The sequence below is a fragment of the Marilutibacter maris genome, assembly GCF_003233695.1.
GTDB lineage: Bacteria > Pseudomonadota > Gammaproteobacteria > Xanthomonadales > Xanthomonadaceae > Marilutibacter > Marilutibacter maris.
The window spans coordinates 1,748,966-1,767,315 of record NZ_CP029843.1 but is presented as its reverse complement, the minus strand read 5'-3'; the positions used below and the strand labels follow the sequence as shown (position 1 = coordinate 1,767,315).

17 protein-coding genes are annotated in these 18,350 nt (G+C 69.1%); 6 read left to right on the top strand and 11 right to left on the bottom strand.

The annotated features are described in order from the left end of the window. Positions 1–26 precede the first annotated feature (26 nt). The 7 genes from C9I47_RS07805 to C9I47_RS07775 form a co-directional block, all read right to left on the bottom strand. Positions 27–851 carry a carbohydrate ABC transporter permease gene (locus C9I47_RS07805; RefSeq protein WP_111266234.1) on the bottom strand — a complete coding sequence of 275 codons (825 nt, stop codon included), beginning with the start codon at positions 849–851 and terminating at the stop codon, positions 27–29. Between the two features lie 4 nt (positions 852–855). Next, entirely contained in the window at positions 856–1,737 is an 882-nt protein-coding gene (locus C9I47_RS07800; RefSeq protein ID WP_111266233.1) for a carbohydrate ABC transporter permease, read from the bottom strand. Then, positions 1,734–2,993, bottom strand: coding sequence for a sugar ABC transporter substrate-binding protein (locus C9I47_RS07795; RefSeq protein ID WP_223250326.1), 1,260 nt, complete (start codon positions 2,991–2,993; stop codon positions 1,734–1,736). The genes C9I47_RS07800 and C9I47_RS07795 overlap by 4 nt, the downstream gene beginning before the upstream one ends. Before the next feature lie 175 nt (positions 2,994–3,168). Further along, complete coding sequence (locus tag C9I47_RS07790) at positions 3,169–6,237, bottom strand: TonB-dependent receptor (RefSeq protein ID WP_111266232.1); 3,069 nt, start codon at positions 6,235–6,237, stop codon at positions 3,169–3,171. A 117-nt stretch (positions 6,238–6,354) separates the two neighbouring features. Continuing rightward, complete coding sequence (locus C9I47_RS07785) at positions 6,355–7,380, bottom strand: LacI family DNA-binding transcriptional regulator (RefSeq protein ID WP_111266231.1); 1,026 nt, start codon at positions 7,378–7,380, stop codon at positions 6,355–6,357. A gap of 152 nt (positions 7,381–7,532) precedes the next feature. After that, the gene (locus C9I47_RS07780; RefSeq protein WP_111268035.1) at positions 7,533–7,823 is read right to left on the bottom strand and encodes a BolA family protein; all 291 of its coding nucleotides are present in this window, start codon (positions 7,821–7,823) and stop codon (positions 7,533–7,535) included. A 17-nt stretch (positions 7,824–7,840) separates the two neighbouring features. After that, a complete protein-coding gene (locus tag C9I47_RS07775) occupies positions 7,841–8,140 on the bottom strand; it encodes a YciI family protein (protein WP_111266230.1) in 300 nt (99 codons plus the stop codon). 480 nt (positions 8,141–8,620) lie between these two features. Here C9I47_RS07775 and C9I47_RS07770 point away from each other — a divergent pair, with 480 nt between their 5' ends. From C9I47_RS07770 to C9I47_RS07745, 6 genes are all read left to right on the top strand, one after another. Further along, on the top strand, positions 8,621–9,592 hold the full coding sequence (locus C9I47_RS07770) for a segregation and condensation protein A (RefSeq protein WP_111266229.1): 972 nt from the start codon (positions 8,621–8,623) through the stop codon (positions 9,590–9,592). Positions 9,593–9,632: 40 nt separating this feature from the next. Next, positions 9,633–10,589, top strand: a complete 957-nt coding sequence (gene scpB, locus C9I47_RS07765; RefSeq protein ID WP_111266228.1) for an SMC-Scp complex subunit ScpB — start codon at positions 9,633–9,635, stop codon at positions 10,587–10,589. Beyond that, positions 10,582–12,090, top strand: a complete 1,509-nt coding sequence (locus C9I47_RS07760; RefSeq protein ID WP_111266227.1) for a pseudouridine synthase — start codon at positions 10,582–10,584, stop codon at positions 12,088–12,090. The genes scpB and C9I47_RS07760 overlap by 8 nt, the downstream gene beginning before the upstream one ends. 187 nt (positions 12,091–12,277) lie before the next feature. Further along, positions 12,278–12,640, top strand: a complete 363-nt coding sequence (locus C9I47_RS07755; RefSeq protein WP_111266226.1) for a DUF3592 domain-containing protein — start codon at positions 12,278–12,280, stop codon at positions 12,638–12,640. Positions 12,641–12,776: 136 nt separating this feature from the next. Further along, entirely contained in the window at positions 12,777–13,883 is a 1,107-nt protein-coding gene (locus C9I47_RS07750; protein ID WP_111266225.1) for an NAD(P)/FAD-dependent oxidoreductase, read from the top strand. Beyond that, complete coding sequence (locus tag C9I47_RS07745) at positions 13,880–14,482, top strand: hypothetical protein (protein ID WP_111266224.1); 603 nt, start codon at positions 13,880–13,882, stop codon at positions 14,480–14,482. Before C9I47_RS07750 ends, C9I47_RS07745 begins: the two co-directional genes overlap by 4 nt. 93 nt (positions 14,483–14,575) lie before the next feature. Here the strand turns inward: C9I47_RS07745 and C9I47_RS07740 are convergent, their stop codons facing one another. The 4 genes from C9I47_RS07740 to C9I47_RS07725 form a co-directional block, all read right to left on the bottom strand. Then, on the bottom strand, positions 14,576–15,151 hold the full coding sequence (locus C9I47_RS07740) for an OmpA family protein (RefSeq protein WP_111266223.1): 576 nt from the start codon (positions 15,149–15,151) through the stop codon (positions 14,576–14,578). Between the two features lie 300 nt (positions 15,152–15,451). Continuing rightward, the gene (locus tag C9I47_RS07735) at positions 15,452–15,916 is read right to left on the bottom strand and encodes an aminoacyl-tRNA deacylase (RefSeq protein WP_111266222.1); all 465 of its coding nucleotides are present in this window, start codon (positions 15,914–15,916) and stop codon (positions 15,452–15,454) included. A gap of 176 nt (positions 15,917–16,092) precedes the next feature. Then, a complete protein-coding gene (locus C9I47_RS07730) occupies positions 16,093–16,863 on the bottom strand; it encodes a slipin family protein (protein WP_111266221.1) in 771 nt (256 codons plus the stop codon). After that, the gene (locus C9I47_RS07725) at positions 16,860–18,344 is read right to left on the bottom strand and encodes an NfeD family protein (RefSeq protein WP_111266220.1); all 1,485 of its coding nucleotides are present in this window, start codon (positions 18,342–18,344) and stop codon (positions 16,860–16,862) included. Before C9I47_RS07725 ends, C9I47_RS07730 begins: the two co-directional genes overlap by 4 nt. Positions 18,345–18,350: the final 6 nt, after the last annotated feature.

The window sequence follows — 18,350 nt, the reverse complement described above, 5'->3', positions numbered from 1 at the left end:
CTGGCGAGGGGAGCCCGGATCGGCGCTCATCCCTTCACGCTGCCCACAAGCAGGCCCTGCAGGTAGTAGCGCTGCAGGCACAGGAACAACACCAGCACCGGCAGCACCGTGACCACCGAGCCGGCCATCATCAGTTCGCTGTCCTGCACGTGCTCGCGCGACAGCGAGGCCAGCGCGACCGGCAGGGTGTAGAGGTTGTCGTCGCTGAGCACGATCAGCGGCCACATGAAGTCGTTCCACACCGCCAGGAAGGTGAAGATCGCCAGCGTCACCACGATTGGACGCAGCAGCGGGAACACGATCTGCGCGAAGATCCGCCACTCGCCGGCACCGTCGATGCGCGCGGCTTCCAGCAGCTCGTCGGGAATCGAACGCGCGTATTGGCGGACCAGGAAGATGCCGAACACGCCGGCCATGCCGGGCACGATCGCACCGGCGTAGCTGTTGACCAGGCCGACCTGCTTGAGCATCAGGAACAGCGGCATCATCGCTACCTGGGCCGGGATCACCAGCGCCGCCAACAGCGCCCTGAACACGCGCTCGCGGCCGGCGAAGCGGAGCTTGGCGAATGCGTAGCCGGCCAGGGTGTTCAGCAACAGCGCGATCGCGGTGGTGACGGTCGCGACCAGCGCGCTGTTGGCCAGGTGATGGCCCAGCCCGGCGCGGGCGAACAGTTCGCGGTAGTTGTGCAGGGTCGGATCGGACGGCAGCAGCGGTGGCGGGAAATGCGCGGCCTCGCCGGACTGCATCAGCGACACCGACAGCATCCACAACAGCGGCGCCAGGCTCAGCGTCGCCATGCCGATCAGCAGCCCGATCACGGTCGCCCTGGCCAGTCGCGGTCCGCTCATCGGCTCACTCCATGCCCCGGCGCCGGGCCAGCCACAACAGCGCGCTGGTGGTCGTGGCCATCAATGCGAACAGCACGAAGGCGACCGCCGACGCGGTGCCCAGGTTCCACCACTTGAAGCCGTCCTCGTACATCAGGTACAGCACGCTGACCGTGCTCTGCAGCGGCCCGCCCTGGGTCATCACATAGGGCTCGGCGAACAACTGGAAGTAGCCGCTGAGGGTCAGGATCGCGACCATCAACAGGACCGGTCCGAGCATCGGCAGGGTCACGTGCCAGAACTGGCGCGCGGGCGAAGCGCCGTCGATGCGCGCGGCCTCGTACAGCTCCTCCGGAATCGCCTGCAGGCCGGCGACGAAGATGATCATGTTGTAGCCGAAGTTCTTCCACACCGCGAACAGGATGATCGTCGGCATCGCCCACTGCGGGCTGCCCAGCCAGTCGACCGGATCGATGCCGAACGAGGACAGGCCCCAGTTCACCAGCCCGTAGCGGGTGTGGAACAGGTAGCGCCAGATCACCGCAACCGCGACCACCGTGGTGACCACCGGCGCGAACAGCGCGGTGCGGAACAGCGGCCGGGCGACCGCCAATCGCGAGTTCAACAACAGCGCCGCCGCCAGCGACACCGCGATCGACAGCGGCACCCCGACGATCACGAAGTACAGGGTGTTGCCCAGCGCCTGCCAGAACAGCGGCCGCTGCAGCAGGGCGAGATAGTTGTCCAGACCGACGAAACGCAGATTGTCCGGATCGGCCAGCGCGTAGATGTCGTAGTCGGTCAGGCTCAGCGCGAACGCGGCCAGCACCGGCAACGCGAAGAACAGCCCGATCACCGTCAGCGCCGGCGCCGCGAACACCCACCCGGCCAGGCCGGCGCGGTTCATCGGGCGCCTCCGGCGGCGTGGCGGTCGAGCATCCAGCGCCGTTTCTCCAGGATCGCGTCGGCGCGACGATCGAGCTCGGCGGCGGCCTCCTCGACCGTGTAGCGACCGCCGACCATCTGCTCGCCGACCAGGCGCATCTCCTGCGCGATGCGCTCCCATTCCGGCACCCGCGGCGCCGGTCGCGCGCGCTCGAGCTGTTGGCGGAAGGCGGTGGCGTACGGGTCCGCGGCCAGCTCGCCGTGCGTCCAGGCGCTGCGGCGCGGCGGCAGGTCGCCGGTCATCGCGTGGAAGCGCGCCTGCACCTGCGGATCGGACAGGAACTCGACCAGTTGCCACGCCGCGGCCTTGTTGTCGGACTGCCGGAACAGCACGAAGCTGGTGCCGCCGGCCACCGAGGCGCCCGGACCATCCGGGCCGGGCAGCGGCATGGTCATCCAGTCGTCGGCGCGCTCGGCCGGCAGGCGCTTGCGGAACTCGGCGATGTTCCACGGCCCATTGACGTAGAACGCGTAGTAGCCGCGGCCGAACTCGTCCCAGACATTGGATATCTGGGTGTTGCTGACCGGCGGCGCCCAACCGCGGTCGAACATTTCCTTGTAGAACGCCAGCGCGCGGCGGAAGCCGGGACTGCGGAAGTTGCCGTAGCGCCCGTCCTCGCGCAGCAGCGGGTCGGGTTGCTGGATCGCCAGGTTCAGCAACGGCTCGAACTCGTTCAGCGGCAGCAGGATCGAATAGCGGCCGGGACCGGCCTGGCGCTTGAGCGCGTCCAGCGCCTCGCGCCACTGGGCCCAGTCCCGCGGCGGCTGCGCGATGCCGGCCGCGGCCAGCAGGTCGCTGCGATAGAACGGCAACCGGGTCTCGACGTACCACGGCACCGCGTAGACCCGCCCCTCGATCACTCCCGACTGCCAGGCGCCGTCGAAGTAGTCGGCCGGATCGATCGCCGGGCTGCGTGTCAGCATCGGCTGCAGCGGCTCCAGCGCGTCGAGCAGGGCGAATTCCGGAATCCAGGTGTTGCCCAGCGCGCACACGTCCGGCAGCGCGTCGCCGGCAAACGCAGTCAACAGCTTCTCGTGCGCCGCCGTCCACGGCAGTTGCTGCACTTCGACCTGGATGTGCGGATGGCGACGCTCGAACTCGGGCACCAGCCGCGCCATCACCTCGCCTTCATAGCCCATCGCCCAGAACCGGACCACGCTGCGGTCGTCGCGCTGCTGGCCGCACCCGGCCAACAGCACCAGCAGGCAGGCGAGCACGGCACACCGCCAGCCGGCGCGGGTGCCCGCGACGGCTGCGGCGGTTGTGTTCAGGGCACCGGCTCTGGACAGCAAAGCTTCCCTCCTCGATCGCGGCCGTAAGGCCGTGTGCACACCCCGTTCGGCACCGGCCACGAACACGCGACCGGTACCGCGACGGGCTTCCAGCCCTGGCTTACCAGTCCAGGCCGAACGACAACTTGAACGTGCGCGAGGGCTCGATGATCTCGTTGCCGTTGCGCTGGCCCTGGTCCGGGTTGACCGGCAGGCGTCCACCGGGGCCGATGCCGTAACGACCGTCGAACTGATTCCAGTTGGCCCAGTTGAACACGTTGATCAGGTCGGCGCGGACCTTGAACGAGACGTCGCTCCCGGTATTCCAGCGCTTCTCCGCGGCCAGGTCGAAACGCTTGTAGCCGATCGAACCGTCGGGCGTGTACGGATCGTAGTCGCACAGGTAGTTTGGTTCCGGCTCCGGCGGCGAGTTCAGACAGTTGTTCGACGAGCGCGGCTTGTGGCTCTCCAACACCAGCTTGCCGCTGAAGGTCAGGTCCCAGCCCGGCGAATAGATCCCCGACAGCACCAGACGATGCTCCGGCACACCGGTCGACGGGTAGTACTGACTGGTCGCGAACGGGTAGTCGAACAGGAAAGTCTCACCGTTGGACGCGTTGGGCCGGTTTTCCTCGGCATCGTTGTAGGTGTAGGCCAGATTGAAGCCCCACGGCGAGGCCTCGGTGAACGGCTTGTCCAGCGAGACCAGCAGCGAGTTCAGGTTGTACTCGAAGCCGTTGTCGCCGAGGATCAGGCTGCCGTATCCGGGAATGCCGAAGCCCCACGGGGTGCCGCCCCAGGTCTGCCCGCGATCCTCGAACTCGTGGAAGCTGCCGTCGGGCCGCCGGTTGCCCAGATGGAAGTAGATGCCGTCGCGGCTGCGGATATGCGAGAAGGTCACCGAGGTGTTCCAGTCGTGACCCCACCACTCGACGATATTGCGCATGCCGATGCTGTACTGATCCGAATACGGCGTCTTCAGGTCGTTGTTGAGCAGCTGCACCTCGCCGCCGGCGATCGGATTGGCCGCGGCGTAGGCCGCCAGGCCCTCGGGGGTCAGCAGCGCCGGATCGAACGGCGTGCAGGTCTCGCCCGCACCGGGGTCGCAGTGGATCGGCGACGGAAAGTTGATCCGGTAGGTGGTGAACGCGCCGCCGTAATACTCGCGCGCCATGTAGTCGAACAGATTGCGGTCGTAGGCACGGCCGGCGCCGCCGAAGATCACGTGGCGCTGGTCGCCGGACAGGTCGTAGGAGAAGCCCAGCCGCGGTTGCCAGGCGCCCTTGAAGTCGCTGCGGTTGCCGCCGTCGCTGATGTAGTCCTCGATGTCGTAGTCGGTGTTCTGGATGTTGCTCCAGCCGCGCAGCGCGGCGGCGATGTCCGGGTCCAGCCGGTAGTCGGTGTAGCTGGGAATCCGCTCGTAGTCCCAGCGGATGCCGAGGTTCAGGGTCAGCCTGTCGGTGACCTCCCAGTCGTCCTGGATGTAGATGCCGAACTGCTTGTTCTTCGACTCCACGAACGGGTCGCGCCCGACCCGCGCGGTGGTGTACTCGACCCGGTATGGCTGGGTCAGGCTCTCGTTCACGTCGTACCAGTAACGCGGGAACGGCGGGAACTGCTGGAATGCCTTCAGGTCGACCTGCTTGTACTTCACGCCCATCTTCAGGGTGTGCCCTTCCCAACCGAAGAAGGTCAGGTCGTCCTGGAAGCCCCAGCCCTTCTGGCCCTTGTCCTGGTAGTTGGGGCCGCCGCCGGTGTTGAGGACCTGCAACTCCTCGTTGTTGGGGTTGGTCGGATCGATGATGGTGTAGCGGTTGCTGGTGGTCGGCGTGATCGGCGACGGGTTGTAGGCCGCCTCCTCGAAGGTGATATGGGCGTCGTTGAGCCAGTTCACGGTCGAGTAGACCGAGCGCAGGTCGTAGCGGCTCTCGTCGTTGTTGAGCGCGGTGCCGGCGCTGGGCACATTGACCCCGCCGATGCCGAGCACCCCGGTCTCGCGGCGCTCGCGCGCGATCAGCTCGATCAGGTGCTCGTCGGAGACCTGCCAGCTGAGCTTGCCGAAATAGGTGTCCTGGTTGAACGGCCGGCTGGCGCTGCGATACTGCGAACTGATCTCGGAGGGCAGCGCGGCGATATCGCCATCACCGAGTTGGTTCGGCGGCAGTACCGGCGCCGGGCGCAGGATGTCCTTGCCCTCGTAGACCATGAAGAAATGCAGCTTGTCGCGGATGATCGGCCCGCCGAAGGTCAGGCCGTACTGGTCGACCGACTCCTCGTCCTTCTCGCCCGCCGCCTCTTCCCGCGGCGACGGCGAGGTCCAACCCTCGCTGCTGCGGTCCCAGAACACGCTGCCATGGAAGTCGTTCGTGCCCGAGCGGGTCACCGCGGTGACCGCGGCACTGCTGATCTGGTCGTACTCGGCCTTGTAGTTGGAGGTGATGACCTTGTACTCGCCGATCGCCGCCTGCGGGAACGGGTTGCCCTCGCTGTCGTCCTGGCCGGTGATGCCGCCGGGGGTGACGTAGTTCTTCTGGCCGACGCCGTCGATGTAGACATTGATCGCACTGGAGCCCTGCGCACCGCTGCGCAACTGGCTTTCCTGGCCATTCGGCGTGGTGATGAACTGCATGCCCGGCACGGTATCGGCGAAGGCGAGGAAATTGCGCGAATTCTGCGGCAGCGCCTCGATCTGCTTCTGCGACACGTAGGTCGCGATTTCCGAGGTCCGCGTCTCCGCCAGCAGGGTGCCGGTGACGGTGATCGTGTCCAGGTCGGTGGCGGCGTCGACCGGTCCGGTCTCGGCGAGGCCGCCGGCGCTCAGGTCGAGCCGCGCGGTCTGGCCGACACGGACGGTCACCACCTGCGAGGTGCTGCCGCCGCCGGCGCTGACCTCGACCCGATAGGTGCCCGGCGGCAGGCCAGCGAGGCTGTAGCCGCCCGACGCCGAGGTCTGCGCGCTGCGCGACAGGCCGGTCGCGGTATTGGTCACCGTCACCGTCGCTCCGTCCGCGGGCGCGGCGTCCACCGTGACCTGGCCGTGGATGATCGCCGACGTGCTCTGCGCGAGCGCGGCCGGCGAAGCGATGGCCAGACACCCGGCCAGCGCGCAGGCCAGGACGCCCGGTCGTGGATGGAACGCGTTACAGCGCTTGTTGACCGCTTGGCGCTTGTTGACTGCTTGATGCTTCATGAACCTTTCCCCTCTCTCCGAAGAAATGTCTCAAGCCTTGAAACCGTTTACATGCAAAGTCCAAAAAATGGCTGACGACAGCAAGCCATGGTGAAACCGCATTGCGCCCACTCCGGGCTAACTGGAAGTCCGCCGCTCTGGCGGACCGCTGGATTCGCGCACGATCAGTTCGGTCGCCAGCCATCGCCTCGGTTCCGTTACCGGCTCCTTGGAAGCGATCGCCGCGACCAGCAGCTCGGTCGCGTGCGAACCCAGTTCGGCGATGTTGACCCGCATCGTGCTCAGGCCCGGATGCACGTAGCCGGCCAACGGGATGTCGTCGAAACCGGCCAGCGCGATCTCGCCGGGCACGTCGATGCCCGCCTGCAGGAACGCGAACATGCACCCCAGCGCCATCATGTCGTTGGCCGCGAACACCGCGTCGGGACGCTCGGACGCGGCGATCAGCTCGCGCCCGGCACGATGCCCGGAAGCCTCGTCGAAGTCGCCGCGCAGGATCCATTCGGCGGTGCCCGGCAACAGCTCCGCCAGCGCATCGCGGTAGCCGCGCAGGCGCTCGTGGGCGTCGAAGTTGTCCTCCGGCCCGGCGATGAAGGCGATCCGGCGATGACCACCGGACACCAGGTATTCGACCATAGCCCTGGCGCCGCCGTGGTTGTCGACCCCCAGCACCGTGCCGGCGGCGCCGCCGGACTGGCTGTTGATCAGCACCACCGGCAGCTGCGACAGCGAGCGCGCGTCCTCCAGGCTCTGCGAAGCGGCGGTGTACGGCGACATCACCAGCAGGCCGTCGACGCGCCCGCGCATCGCCTGCAGCGCCGTGCCCTGCTCCTCGACGTCGCCGTGGTAGCTCGACAGCAGCAGATGCAGACGGTGACGACGCGCGACCTGGTCGATGCCGCGGATCAACTCCGAGAAGAACTCGCCATGCAGGTCCGGCAGCACCACTCCGAGCGCCTGGGTACGACGGCTGCTCAGGCTGCGGGCGGCGGCATGCGGGGTGTAGCGCAGCTCACGGGCGACCGACAGCACCCGGTCGCGCACGTGCTCGGTCACATTGTCGTGACCGTTGAGTACCCGCGAGACGGTGGCGACCGATACACTGGCCGCGCGCGCGACATCTTTGATGGTGACGTTTGCCAAGCTCGGACCGCCCCTCCGCGGCGTGGTGCGGGGCGACTGTAAACGTTTTCATCAAATTGTGTAAAGTCGCGTTCGCAAAATCCCGAGGTGGCTCACAAATCCTTGTTTCAACTGGGATTTTTCGATCGAAAAATGTTGCGGCGCGGCATCGATCAGGCGCCGATCGGCGGCGCCGAGGCCTCGATCGACAGGGCGTGGATATCGGTCTCCATCAGCCCGCCCAGGGCCGCATAGACGGCCCGGTGACGGGCGATCGGGGCCATTCCCGCAAACGCCTGGCTGACGATCCGGACCCGGAAGTGGCCACGCCCGTCGCGGGCGCCGGCATGGCCGGCGTGGCGCTGGCTGTCGTCGACGATCTCCAGCTCGACCGGCGCCAGCGCCGCCTCCAGCGCGGCACGGATCGCCGGCACCCGCTGCTCGCGCGGCAGCGAACCGGGCATGACCGGCGGCAGCGGCTTCATGGCAGCACCCGGCGGAACGGCCGCACCTCGACCCGGGCATAGACCCCGGCCCCGACGTAGGGATCGGCATCGGCCCAGGCCCGGGCGGCGTCCAGCGATTCGAACTCGGCGACCACCAGGCTGCCGCTGAAACCGGCCGGCCCCGGATCCTCGGCATCGATCGCCGGACACGGACCGGCCAGCATCAGCCGCCCCTCGTCGCGCAGCGCGACCAGTCGCGCCAGATGCCCGGCCCGGGCGGCCATGCGCCGCTCCAGTACCTCTTCACCGTCATAGCCTTCGATCACGTACCACATGCCGTCCGGGTCCTCTCCACGATGCCTGCGCCGGCTCCGGCGCTGAACCGGCATTGTAGGGCCTGGGGCCGATCGCCCCACAGCCGCTGGACAGGCTTCCCGCGAGCCCTTACCCTAGTTGTCAATAGCCAGAGGCCGGAACGCAGCGGCCCGTCACGACAGGCTCCCCACGCCGTCGTCACGCATTGCACCCACCGGTGCGTCGCTGCCGCACACCTGCCCGGGCCGTAACGACTCCCGCACCTCCTCCGCCGCGCGGCCCGCGTCGGGGCCATTGGGGCTGTTCCGCGCCGCATCGACCTTTATGCAGTCTGTCGCATCTCGTCCGTCGCACTCATGGGCAATCCGCCCGTGGCCGATCCAGGCTCCGGGGCATCCCGGCGTCGACGGCACCGCTCGATCCGTCTCCGACGGGTCGCGATCCGCAACACAGCGGCCGCCAAGGCCGAACCGCAAGGCCCCAGGAGGGGCCGCCCACGCATGACCCAGACAGCCGCGCCCGACGCGACCGAGCAGCCAGAAGCCGAGAACGGAGCCCCGTCGTCCGACGGCGGCGTCGCGACGGCCGAAGCCGGAGCGCAGGCGGAGACGGTGTCCGCCGCGGCCCAGCCGCAGCAGCAGGAGATGCCGCTGGCGGTGGTGCACGGCCAGCCGGTGCTGCAGATCCCGCAGGACCTGTACATCCCCCCGGACGCGCTGGAAGTCATCCTGGAGGCGTTCGAGGGACCGCTGGACCTACTGCTGTACCTGATCCGGCGGCAGAACCTGGACATCCTCGACATTCCGGTCGCCGACATCACCCGCCAGTACGTCGAGTACATCCAGGCCATGCACGAGATGCGCTTCGAGCTGGCCGCCGACTACCTGGTCATGGCCGCGATGCTGGCGGAGATCAAATCGCGGATGCTGCTGCCGCGGCCGCCGGCCGAGGAAGGCGAGGAAGAGGATCCGCGCGCCGAGCTGGTCCGCCGGCTGCAGGAATACGAACGCTTCAAGAAGGCCGCCGAGGACCTGGACGGCCTGCCCCGCCAGGATCGCGACACCGCGCCGGCAGCGGCCTTCGTTCCCGACCGGGCCGCGGTGCGGCTGCCGCCACCGGTCGAGCTGCGCGAGATGCTGCTGGCGCTGCACGACGTGTTCAAGCGCGCCGAGCTGTACACCCAGCACGCGATCAAGCGCGACGCGCTCAACGTCCGTCAACGCATGGGCGAGCTGCTGGAGCGGCTCAACGACGGCCAGTTCCACCGCTTCGAGCAGTTGTTCACCGTCGAGGAAGGCAAGCTCGGCGTGGTGGTGACCTTCCTCGGCCTGCTGACCCTGGCCAAGGAGCAACTGGTCGACATCGTCCAGGAGGCGCCGCTGGCGGCGATCTACGTCAAGTCGCTGGCGGTGCTGGACGACCCCAGCCAGATCGAGCTCAGCAGCGAGTTCGACGACGACGAGCCCGCCTGAGGCGCGGCCGTCCCCGACCCCAACCATTCCGAAGCACCGCATGGATCAATCGCTCATCACCCGGATCGTCGAGGCCGCCCTGCTGGCGGCGAACCAGCCGCTGACGCTGACCCAGTTGCACGCGCTGTTCCCCGAGGACGAGCCGGCGCCCAACGGCAGCGTCGAGAACGCGATCGAGACGCTGCAGGCGGGCTGCGCCGAGCGCGGCGTCGAACTGGTCGAGCTCGCCTCCGGATTCCGCTTCCAGGTCAAGGGCGACGTGCACCCCTGGGTCGCGCGCCTGTGGACCGAGCGCCAGACCCGTTACACCCGCGCGACCCTGGAGACCCTCGCCCTGATCGCCTACCGCCAGCCGATCACCCGTGGCGAGATCGAGCAGGTCCGCGGCGTGGCGGTCAACAGCAACATCATCAAGGCGCTGGAGGAGCGCGAATGGATCCGCGTCGTCGGCCATCGCGACGTGCCCGGCAAGCCGGCCCTGTTCGGCACCACCAAGGTGTTCCTGGACTACTTCGGCCTCAAGCGCCTGGACGAACTGCCGCCGCTGTCCGAACTCAAGGAGATCGGCGAGCTGGAACCCCAGCTCAAGTTCGACGACGGCCAGAAGCCGTCGGCCGCGCCCGGCGAAGGCGAGACGATCGCCGCCGGTGGCATCGCGACCGCCCCCCAGGAAGACGCCGCGAACGAGGCCGACGCCGGAACCGAGGCCGACGCCGACGCGGGCGACAACGAGAACCCAACCCCCCTTACCGCGGAGGACGACGGGACGCTCCCGTCCGAGGCCGCACAAGAACCCGAAGCCGCGCCGGGCGAGCGCGCGGCGGACGAGAACGACGAAATGGCGTCGCAGCCCGAGGCTGACGACGACCTTTCGGCAGCACCGGAAGTGGACGCGGGCGCACCGCCCGAGGCCATCGCCAACGCCGTCGAGACGACGACCGTTCCCGAGTCTGAGGCCGCCTCCGAAGAGGACGCGCCGGAGCAGAGAAATGACTGATACGAAGAGCCGCAAGCTCACCCTCAAGCGCGCCGGCAGCGACGCCGCCGCCCCCACGCCCCGCCTCGAGGAGCGCCTGCACAAGGTGCTGGCCCAGGCCGGGCTCGGTTCCCGTCGCGCCCTCGAACAGCGCATCGCCGACGGCCTGGTCAAGGTCAACGGCGAGGTCGCCCAGGTCGGCATGTCGATCAAGGGCGGCGACAAGGTCGAGCTGGACGGACGCCAGTTCGTCGCCAGCGCGCTGACCGATCCGGCACGCGTGCTGATGTACAACAAGCCCGAGGGCGAGGTGACCACGCGCGAGGACCCCGAAGGCCGTGCGACCGTCTTCGAGGCCCTGCCCCCGCTCAAGGGCGCCCGCTGGATCGCGATCGGCCGCCTCGACATCAACACCACCGGGCTGTTGCTGCTGACCACCGACGGCGAGCTGGCCAACGCGCTGATGCACCCCTCCTACGAGGTCGAGCGCGAGTACGTCTGCCGCGTGCGTCCGCCGGAAGGCCAGGAGAACGTCGCCGACAGCATCCCCGACCGGCTGCGCCGCGGTGTCGCCCTCGAGGACGGCCCGGCGAAGTTCGACGAGGTCGAACGCATCGGCGGCACCGACTCGCACGACTGGTTCCGGGTCGTGGTCAAGGAAGGCCGCAACCGCGAAGTGCGCCGTCTGTGGGAGTCGCAGGGCTGCCAGGTCAGCCGCCTCAAGCGCATCCGCTACGGCGAGGTCACCCTGCCGCGCGAGCTGCTGCGCGGCCACTCGCAGGAGCTGGCGGGCGACCGGGTCGAAGCGCTGCGCAAGCAACTGGGCCTGGAGGACGGCACGCCGTCCGCGCTGACCCTGCAGCCGGTGATCGGCCAGCGCAAGGCGGCCCGGGCGACCATCAACCTGACCGGCAGCGACCGTACCCAGGGCTATGTCGGCGGCCCCAGCCGCGCCGACGAGGGCCGCGAGCTGCGTCGCTTCGACCATGTCCGCGAGGACCGCGGTCGCGGCCGCGGCGGCAAGAAGGGTCATGGCGGCCTCACCGTCAGCGGCGAGGCCGCGGCCAAGCAGTCGCAGAAGCCGTTCAAGCAGCGCAAGCAGAAGGGCCCCAAGCTGCCCGAGGGCAGCCCGGCCGCGTTCCGCACCTGGTACGTCCCCGATGGCGTCGAGACCGGTCCCAACGGCCACCGCAATCCCGGCGGCGGTCGCGGCGCCGCCGGCAAGTTCGGCAAGGGACGTCCGGGCGGCGGCCAGGGCCAGGGCCAAGGCGCGAAGCCGCAGGGCAAGAAGGGCCCGGGCCAGCGCGCCGCGCATCCCTATGGCCATCCCGGCAATGCCGTGCACTTCCCGTCCGACCATGCCGGCGGCGGCGGCGGTGGCAACGGCCCCTACGGCGACAAGCCGCGCGGCCCGCGGCCTGGCGGCGGTCGTGGCCGGCCGTCCCACGGCCGCGGCGGCAACCGCGGCGGTGGCGGCGGTGGCGGCGGTGGCGGCGGTGGCGGCGGCAATCATCGCGGCTGATCCCGGCCGGATCGCGTGATCCCCACGAAGGGCGCCTCAACGGCGCCCTTTGCTTTATCTTGCGGGCACCGTTGCCAGCGGCCGACCGACCGGCGACCGTGCCGCGGCGCGGACATGAACGGCGGCCGCAGTCCGCCCGTGGCCGGTTTTTACGTTGGTGTCTGGGAAGACGGATACCGGAACGGACATGACAGGCCTGTTGCTGGGCATCGGCATTCCCATCGTCCTGCTGTTGGCGATGGTCGCGGTTCTCGCCCGCCGCGGCCTGCAGATGCGGCGGCTGCTGGCCGAAGGCGTCGAGACCGAGGGCCGGGTGATCGAGCAGGTCAGTCACACAGCCCGTACCTACCAGGCGCAGAAGCGGATCCGCTATGAATACATCGATGCCAGCGGCAAGCATCACCGGCACCTGTCCCTGGTTTCCGACGAGACCTGGGACGCGCATCCGCGCGGCACCCGCATCGCGGTGGTCTATGCACGCAGCCGCCCCTCGGTCAGTGCCCCACTGGCCCTGGTCGAACAGGCCCGCAAGGCGATGAAGTCGTCCTGATCGGTACGCCGCCCGGTGCCGTCCGCGGCGGACGCCATCCATGCCGGCGCCACTTCGCACCGGCTTCACACAGCCGCCATCCTGCCCACGCCGGCGGGATCGAGACTGCGCATGTCGCCTCTCCACGGACATGCCCATGCCCCTGCCCCCGGTCTCCCACGATTACGATCTGGTCGTCGTCGGCGCCAGTTTCGCCGGCGCCGCCTGCGCCCTCGCCGCCGCCCAGTCCGGGCTGCGTGTCGTCGTCCTCGAACGCAAGCGCGATCCCGGCGAGAAGCTCCACACCACCGGCATCATCGTCAAGGAAGCCGCCGAGCAGACCCTGCTGGGCCAGTTGCCGGCGCCCCTGACCCGGCGGGTGGAACAGGTGCGGCTGTACGCGCCCAGCCTGAAGCAGATCGCCCTCGCCGCGCCCGGCTACTACTTCCAGACCACCGACACCCCGCAGGTGATGCGCTGGCTGGCCGGGCAACTGCGCAGCCACGACGTCGAGCTGCGCCTGGGCACCCCGTTCACCGATGCGCGCCGGGTCGACGGCGGCTGGCACATCGAGGGCGTCGGCCGCTGCCGCTACCTGGTCGGCGCCGACGGGGCCCGCTCGCGGGTGGCCGCGCGCACCGGCCTGGGCCAGGTCCGGCAGTTCCTGTACGGGGTCGAATACGAGTTCCCCGGCGCCTGCCTGCAACACCCCGAGGCGCTGCACTGCTTCATCAGCAAGCGCTACGCGCCCGGCTACATCGGCTGGATCGCGCAGAGCCCGACCGGCATCCAGGCCGGATTGGCGCTACGCCACGATCCCGGCAACGCGCGGGTGCCCGACATCGACGGCTTCCTGCTGCGGGTCGGCGCGGCCGGCGGCCTGCCCCGCCGCCTCAAACCCGGCACCACCCGCGCCGGCCTGATTCCGTGCAGCGGCCCGGTCTGGCCGATGGTCGGCGACGGGGTGATGCTGACCGGCGACGCCGCCGGCATCGTCTCGCCGGTCACCGCCGGCGGCATCCACTCGGCCTGGGAACATGGCTGGGCCAGTGGGCGCGCGATCGCCGCCCATGTGCGCGGCGACGGCCCGCGTCCCGAACCGGTGGCGATGGCCGCGGCGCCGCGCTTCCGCACCAAGCGCGCCCTGCGCTGGGCCTACGACCGCCTGCAGTTCGACTGGCCGTTCGACCTGTTCATGCACTCCCCGCCGCTGCGCTGGGCCGCCGAGCAGGTCTACTTCCACAAGCGCGGCATCGCCGCGTGAGCGCGGCCGACGACGGCGCGCGGGTCGCGATGCCCGATACGGAACGCAAGGGGACGCCTCCCAGCGTCCGGCGCGGATGCCTGGATGCACTGGGTCTGCTGTTCGCACATGCGTGGATGACCTTCAACGTCGCCGTCGTGTTCGGCGTCCTGGTCGCGTTTGTCCATGCAATCCTTCCGCCCTACGCCCTGCTCGCGATGCTGGGATGGGCTCTCGACTACTGGCGGTTGAGCCTTCCAGCCATGCTGATCTGGATGGTGCTGCTCGCCGGCCTGTGGCGCGTCGCCGGCCCAACCTTCCTTCATCGTCCGATCGCATGGGGCATTTCCCTGCCGGTGCTGTTGCTGTGGATGCCGCTGCTGTCCGCCGAGTTCGTCCGCAGTTCCGCGATGGGCCTGTCCCTGAGGACTGCCCGAAGCCAATGCCATGACACCCGGAACATTCTCGAATCCACGCAAGGACGCATCGACGGATTCGCCATCCGCTCTCCTCACGCCTGGATGATCAAGGACGGTCAACGCTACCTGTGGAGCTATCGCACGATGGCGTTCGAGCCAGATCCGCGTCCACTGGCATGGGGACCGGTGTGCCGGCCATGAGAAACGAGGCGCCCCAAAGGATCCCGGCCGCGCAAACGACGAAGGGCGCCCTCAGGCGCCCTTCGCGTTCGATGCATCCCTGCCCGATAGTCCTTACATGGTGCTGGCGGTCTTCGGTCCGGCGTAGTCGACGACCAGGGCGATCCGGCGGTTGTCGCGGCCGGCCTCGCCGGTGGCGCCCGGACGCACCTGGCGGTTCTCGTCCTCGCCGTAGCTGACCGAACGTACCTGGGTCGCCGGCAGACCGGCGCTGTTGACCAGGTAATCGCGGGCGGCGTCGGCGCGACGCTGGCCGAGGCGCTTGTTGTAGGCGGCCGAGCCGGACGGGTCGGCGAAGCCTTCGACGGTGATCATCGCGCTGCTGTGGCTGCTGCGGATGGCATTGGCGAAGTCGTCCAGCAGCGGCTTGGCGTCCTCGCTGAGCATCGCCTCGTTGGTGGCGAAATAGGCGGCGGTGTCGACTCGGGTGCGGCCGGCCATCTGGGTGACCAGGGCATCGTGCTTGGCCGACAGTTCCTGGATCTGCGATTCCAGGCGGGCATCGGCGGCACGCAGGTCGGCGATCGCGGCGTCGAACTCGTCGCGCTTCACGTAGTGGCTGCAGCCGGCCAGCGTGGCGCTGGCCAGGACGACGGCCAGGATGGCCTTTCGGGACAGGGGCATGGTCATGTTGAGATTCTCCTTACATGTTCATTTGCGGCGTCGCGGCATGCGGGCATGCCGTGCGGGGGATGCGCCGACAGCGAAGCTAGGACAGCTTGAATTTGCACCGGATGAACGGGTGAACCGCTTGCGCGAACCATTCCCGAAACCGTGACGGCTCGCGCAGCGGTCGCGGCATACGCGTTCTATACGCACGCGTGTTCGGGCATGCGCCGGCACGCCGGGAGTCCGGTCACAGTTCCGGGCGCAGCGAACGGCGCTGTGGTTGTCGTTCATCCGCCCGGCGGCCCGGACCACCGCGATCGATCAATGGCGGGTCATAGACGCCATGTGCGGATGCACCAGCCGTTCGAAATCCTGCCAGCGGACCCACATCAGCTCGCGGTGGCTGCCGGCGTTGAACGCGATCCGCTCGTCGTCGGCCATGCTGTCGGCGACATAGACCTCCATCCCGTACAGATTGCCGAACGGCGGCATCGCGCCGACCTCGCACTCGGGGAAGCGGTCGCGGAACTCGGCCTCGCTCGCCAGCCTCGCCTCGCGCGCGCCGGCGGCGTCGCGCAGGCGCTCGATGTCGAGCCATTCGTTGGATGGCAGCACCGCCATCGCCAGTTTGCCGTCGACCCTGACCATCACGGTCTTGGCCATCGCATGGCTGTCGATATGCGCGCTGGCGGCGGTCTGCACCGCGGTGAACGCATGCGGGTGGGTCACGGTGTGGAAATCGACCTGCTGCTCGGTCAGGAATTCCTGCAAGCGTTGCGAAGTCATGGTCCGACCTCCTGGTTAAACCTGCTCTGGGCGGCCGCAGCCGGGCTGCGCGACCGCAATCGGTTGCCAAAGCCGTGCGACGACGACGGCCGCATCGGCCACCTACCCCAGTCTAGGACCGCCGCGCCACGGTGGGCCGCCGCACGTCGGAGATCCACACGTCGGAAATCCGCCGGCTATTCCCGCCCGTCGCCCTCGCCGCCGAGGCGGCGGGCCAGCGCCTCCACCGTGCCGACCGGCAGCGGGAACACGATCGTCGAACTCTTCTCGCCGGCGATCTCGGTCAGGGTCTGCAGGTAGCGCAACTGGATCGCACGCGGGTCCTCGCCCAGGATGCGGGCGGCCTCGACCAGCTTCTCGGCGGCCTGCTGCTCGCCTTCGGCGTGGATCACCTTGGCCCGGCGTTGACGCTCGGCCTCGGCCTGGCGGGCGATCGCGCGGACCATGGTCTCGTTGATGTCGACGTGCTTGATCTCGACATTGGCGACCTTGATGCCCCAGGCATCGGTCTGCGCATCGAGGATGGAACGGATGTCGTCGTTGAGCTTCTCGCGCTCGGCCAGCATCTCGTCCAGGTCGTGCTGGCCCAGCACCGAGCGCAGGGTGGTCTGGGCGAGCTGGCTGGTGGCCTCGTAGAAGTGCTCGACGTTGATGATCGCCTTCTGCGGATCGACGACCCTGAAATACACCACCGCATTCACCTGCACCGACACGTTGTCGCGCGATATCAGGTCCTGCGAGGGCACGTCCATCACGATCGTGCGCAGATCGACCCGGACCATCTGCTGGATGACCGGCACCAGGATGATCAGGCCCGGCCCCTTGACCTTCCAGAACCGTCCGAGCTGGAACACCACGCCGCGCTCGTATTCGCGCAGCACCTTGATCGCACTGGCCAGCAACGCCACCACGACCAGCAACAGGGGCACATAGAAGACCACGTTCATCGCTCACCTCCAGGTTGTGCGTGCGCGGGTTGCGGCCGTTCGCCGACCGGGGCGACGCGCAGGACCAGTCCGTCCAGCGCCTGCACCCGCACCGGTTCGCCGCGTTCGACCGGAACCGCGGCGCGCGCCTGCCAGACCTCGCCATGCACGCGCACCGTGCCGCGGCCATCGGCATCGAAGTCGGCCAGCGCCAACGCGCTGGCGCCGAGCAGTTCCTCGACCCCGGTGGTGACCGGCCGCGAACGCGCACGCGCGGCCAGCCAGACCGCACCGGCGAAGGTCAGCGCGCTGGCCATGCCGATACCCAGGATCAGCTGCCCCGAGACCCCGAACCCCGGCACCTGGGTGTCGAACATGATCAGCGAACCGGCGATCAGGGCGACCACCCCGCCGATGCCCAGCGCGCCGAAGCTCGGCATCGCGAACTCGACCGCGATCAGCACCACCCCCAGCACGATCAGGGCGACGCCGGCGTAGTTCACCGGCAGTACCTGCAGCGCGTACAGCGCCAGCAGCAGGCAGATCGCGCCGACCACGCCGGGCACGATCGCGCCGGGGCTGTAGCCCTCGAAGATCAATCCGTACAAACCGATCAGCAACAGCAGGTAGGCGACGCTGGGCTCGGTCAGCACCGACAACAATCTGAAGCGCCAGCCGGGCTCGACCGCGACCACCGGTCGGTCGCGGGTGCCCAGGACCGCCTCGCCGTCGCGCAGGCGCACGCTGCGGCCGTCGGCCTCGGCCAGCAGGCGCGGCAGGTCGGCGGCGATGATCTCGATCACCCCGCGCTTGTGGGCCTGGCCGGCGGACAGGGTCGCCGCCTCGCGCACCGCGGCCTCGGCGAAGGCGACGTCGCGACCGCGCAGTTCGGCCAGGCTGCGCAGATAGGCGACCGCGTCGTTGACCACCTTGTGGGTCATCGCGCTGTCGTCCCCGGCTCCGGCCCCGTCGTCGGCACCGTCGTCCCCGTCCCCGGGGGATTGGCCCGGGTCCGGCGCGATGCCCGGCCCGCCGCCGCCGATCGACACCGGGGTCGCCGCCCCCAACGATGTCGCCGGCGCCATCGCCGCCAGGTGGCAGGCGTAGAGGATGTAGGTACCGGCGCTGGCCGCGCGCGCGCCCTCGGGGGCGACCCAGCCGATCACCGGCACCTCGGAGGCGAGGATCGCCTGATTGATGTCGCGGGTCGCCGCATCCAGGCCGCCCGGCGTATCGATCCGCAACACCACCGCCGCCGCCGACTGCTCGGCGGCCTGTTTCAGGCCTCGGCGCAGGTAGTCGCGGGTGGCCGGGCCGATCCCGCCCTTGATCTCCAGCAGCAGGACGGCACCGGCAGCTTCTGTGCCAGCGGCCTCGGTGCCGGCGACTTCATCGCCTGCGTCGGCCGCACTCGCCTGTCGCGCCGACATCGCCGGCGCCAGCAGCGACCCCAGGAGCAGCAGCCCCAGGATCAGCAACGATGCGCGAACGTACCCGTTCATGATGAT